Annotated in this window: 3 protein-coding genes; all 3 read left to right on the plus strand. The window is 62.8% G+C overall.

The features are described from left to right. Nucleotides 1-189, plus strand: a 189-nt coding sequence (locus CK944_RS23850) for a hypothetical protein (RefSeq protein WP_205049135.1), incomplete at its 5' end; no start/stop codon positions are given. 1,207 nt (nucleotides 190-1,396) lie between these two features. Next, nucleotides 1,397-2,611 (plus strand): nitrate/nitrite transporter, encoded by a 1,215-nt coding sequence (locus tag CK944_RS21645; RefSeq protein WP_103175113.1) that lies wholly within the window; start codon nucleotides 1,397-1,399, stop codon nucleotides 2,609-2,611. 18 nt (nucleotides 2,612-2,629) lie between these two features. Next, nucleotides 2,630-3,973: FAD-dependent oxidoreductase (locus CK944_RS21650; protein ID WP_146038752.1), on the plus strand; the 1,344-nt coding region annotated here is incomplete at its 3' end.

Raw genomic sequence — 3,973 nt, forward strand, 5'->3', positions numbered from 1 at the left:
CCAGCATGGAGCGTGGTGCCGCACAGGAGCCAAACGGCTGTGCCGATGCATGCGGTCTTCATGAAGGCCTCGCTTCAAGGCTCAGGTATCATCGCGGCAGCGGTGGAAGGCGCCGCTAGGAAAACGTTAGCACAGGAAGAGCCGTCCTGGGATGTGAAACGTCCCGTTGATGATCCCCTGATTACGTAAAGGTGGCGCCCCTTTCGACCTGGCGCAGCACTGCCTTCACCTGAACTTCGAGTTCTTGTTCCACATTCGACATGGAGATCACGGCTGACTGCTTCCAGCGACGGATCTGCAGAGGGCACCTCCGCCGTCCGGTGCAGTAAAAAGGGCAGGGTGGAAATCATCGGGGTGGGAGATCACTGCCCACAAACCAGCTGCCTTTGCAGATCCTCCGATGTGATGGATGGCAGGCTAGTCAGCACCCGAACGGCTTGGCCAGCTTGGCGGAGCACCTCTGAGCGATTATCCCACGGTGGGGGAGACGGCTCTCAGAGCCGCCACCCCCTGTTTTTGTTCCTAGAGAGAGTAGTGTTGCGATCCGACCGTCTTGGGCGTGCTTTCACAGACCGTAAGTATATGTCGGATCGACATCGTTCCCCTGCTTTTTTGCGTGGCAAAGTGCTCAACCAGCTCTTTTGCTAGGCGCGCAGCCTTGGAGAAAGGGCGATGTGCGCCGGGTTAACAGGTGAACGAAGTGGGTGGTGGGACATATCTATCTTTGATAGTGGTACCTCCCTTGCATGCGAGAGCAATTAACCAACCCACCGGGTCTGCACATGTTCCCGGAAATTACGTGATTTTGGTCGGGGTCGGCTCAACCATCCGAAAGACGCAGTCCCTGAGGCGTGACCTGCACTGGGCCAAGGAAATGGGTCGCGTATATCCGTGATCTTCATCTGGATGCCAGGAAAGCAAAGGAGTGGGATTTCCGGTGATGAAGGTAGCCGTATCTTGCGGCTCCTGGTCATTCAGCTCAGGTTGAATTGTGACCCGCCAACGGATCTGGTCCCGCCAAAAGAGTTCATCCCAACGAGTGCAGGTCACCGTCTGGTTGGGCATCATGATTCTGCATGGACGGATTTATACCGACTATACCTTTGATCCCGCCGTGCGGGCGTCTGCAAACTGACCAAAACGCAGGCACTGTTTCCACAAACTGGTCCTATTTGCGTTCCGGGAAGGCTCGTGTGCCGAGATCAACACCGAAAGGCTGGGCTTGGCCGCTTCCAACACGCTAAGGACTGATCCATGGCCCGGCGCAACGATGCGCCACCGGCCCGCTCGCAACGATGCGGCATTTCCTGAAGTGTAACGGTGTGGCCAGCCCCGCGGGGCATCGACGCCGCACGCTTTCCGGCAGCCCCTGATCTCGTCAGCCATCGGAGCATCCATGTCAGCCCCACTTCCCTCCTCCCTCGGCGATGCGCGTCGTGCGCTGAGCCTGTCCACCGCAGCCTTTACTGTCTGCTTTGCGGTCTGGACGATCTTTTCGATCATCGGCCTCCAGATCAAAGACCAGCTTGCCCTGTCCGACACCCAGTTCGGCCTGCTGGTCGGCATGCCGATCCTGACCGGATCGTCGGTCCGCATCGTGCTAGGCATCGCCACCGATCGCATCGGCGGGCGGGCCGTTTATACGCTCACCATGCTGGCCGCGGCCTTTGCAACTTTTCTTTTGTCCTGGGCCACCACCTATTCGCAGATGCTGTTGGCAGCCCTGGGCGTCGGCCTTGCTGGGGGGTCCTTCGCCGTGGGCGTGGCCTATGTATCCCGCTTCTTCGACGGGACGCGGCAGGGCACTGCGCTTGGGATCTTCGGCGTTGGTAATGTCGGCGCGGCGGTGACCAAGTTCGCGGCACCTTTTGTCATGATCGCCTTCGGCTGGCAGGCCACCGCGCAAATCTGGGCGGGGGTGCTGGCGCTGACCGCCCTGGCCTTCTGGATGCTGTCCAAGGAGGATCCCGTCACCGCCGCCCGGCGCGGCGCCCACGCGCCCTTGCGCAGCCTGCGGGCGGAATTCGCACCGCTGAGGAACCTGCGCGTGTGGCGTTTCTCGGCCTATTACGTCTTCAGCTTCGGGGCCTTCGTCGCCCTGGCACTTTGGCTGCCCCATTACCTGATCGGCGTTTACGGCTTTGACGTGAAGACCGCCGGCCTGATCGGCGCGGCATATTCGATCCCCGCCTCGATCTTCCGCGCTTATGGCGGGGTGCTGTCCGACCGGATCGGGGCGCGCAGCGTAATGTATGCGACGTTCCTGGTGTCACTGGCTGCGACAGGCATCCTCGCGCTGCTGCCGGGCTTGCCGGTGGGAGGGTTCCTGGCAGTGATCTTCGCATTGGGCTTCGCGATGAGCCTGGGCAAGGCCGCCGTCTACAAGCACATTCCGACCTATTATCCGCAGAACGTGGGCGCCGTGGGCGGCTTGGTCGGCATGATCGGCGGTCTTGGCGGGTTCGTACTGCCGCTGCTGTTTGGCTTGCTGAGGGACACGACCGGCAGCTGGGCCAGCTGCTTTGGGCTGCTGTTCCTGCTCGTCGCTGCCTGCACGCTGTGGATGCACCTGTCGATCCGCCGGACCCGCATGACCCCGCAAGCTGCCTGATAAGGAAGGAAGCCAGCCATGAAGAAGAAACTTGTCGTCATCGGGGCGGGCATGGCCTCGGGCCGGATGCTGGAACAACTGTTCGACGCCGCGCCCGATGCCTGGGACGTGACCCTGTTCAACGCCGAGCCGCGCGGCAACTATAACCGGCTGATGCTGTCGCCGGTGTTGTCGGGCGAAAAGACCTATGACCAGATCGTCACCCATGACGACACCTGGTATGCCACCCACTGCGTCGATTGCCGCTTCGGAGAGCCGGTGGTCCGCATCGACCGCAAGAACCGGGTGGTTTATTCGAACAGCGGCGGCGCGCCATATGACGCCCTGGTGATCGCCACGGGCTCGGCGCCCTTCATCATTCCGGTGCCGGGCAAGGATCTGCCCGGCGTCGTCACCTATCGCGACCTCGAGGACACGCAGGCGATGATCGACACGGCGGGCAAGGACGCCGTGGTGATCGGCGGCGGGCTGTTGGGACTTGAGGCCGCGGCAGGCATGGCCGCACGCGGCGCCCGCGTGACCGTGATCCATCTGATGGGGCACCTGATGGAACGCCAGCTTGATCCGGCGGCGGGATACCTGCTGCAGCGCGACCTGGAAAAGCGCGGCATCACCGTCCACTGCAAGGGCGCGACCAAGGCCATCCTGGGCACCGACCGGGCCGAGGCCGTGCTGCTGGAGGACGGCACCGTCTATCCCGCCGACCTGGTCTGCATGGCCGTGGGCATCCGCCCCGAGGTGCGGCTGGCCAATGACACGCATCTGGAGGTCGAGCGCGGCATTGTCGTGGACGACGCCCTGCGCACCAGCGACCCGCACGTCTTCGCGCTTGGCGAATGCGTGGAACATCGAGGCCAGGTCTTTGGCCTTGTCGCCCCCCTGTACGACCAGGCCAAGGTTCTGGCGAAGACGCTGCTGGGAGAGGCAGCGATTTTTGCCCCTGTCCAGACCGCGACCAAGCTGAAGGTGACGGGCTGCGACCTGTTCAGCGCGGGCGATTTCGCCGACGCACCGGGGCGCGAGGATATCGTGTTCCGCGACCCCGGACGCGGCATCTACAAGCGACTGGTGCTGGAAGGCGACCGCATCGTCGGCGTGGTCATGTATGGCGATACCGCGGATGGTGCCTGGTTCTATGGCCTGATGAAGGACGGCACCGACATCAGCGACATGCGCGACACGCTGATCTTCGGCCCGGCCTTCCAGGGGGGTGCCGCCCCGGACCCTATGGCGGCCGTTGCAGCCTTGCCGCCTGAAGCGGAGATTTGCGGCTGCAACGGCGTTTCCAAAGGCACTATCCTGGATTCGGTTGCAGGCGGCGCCTGCACACTGGACGCCGTGCGGGCCTGCACCAAGGCCAGC

It is taken from the genome of Paracoccus sp. SY (assembly GCF_002901215.1).
Lineage (GTDB): Bacteria > Pseudomonadota > Alphaproteobacteria > Rhodobacterales > Rhodobacteraceae > Paracoccus > Paracoccus acridae.

What these genes read in the sequence shown, in the direction of transcription:
- CK944_RS21645 (WP_103175113.1), top strand. Translation starts at nt 1,397, where the DNA reads ATGTCAGCCCCACTTCCCTCCTCCCTCGGCGATGCGCGTCGTGCGCTG.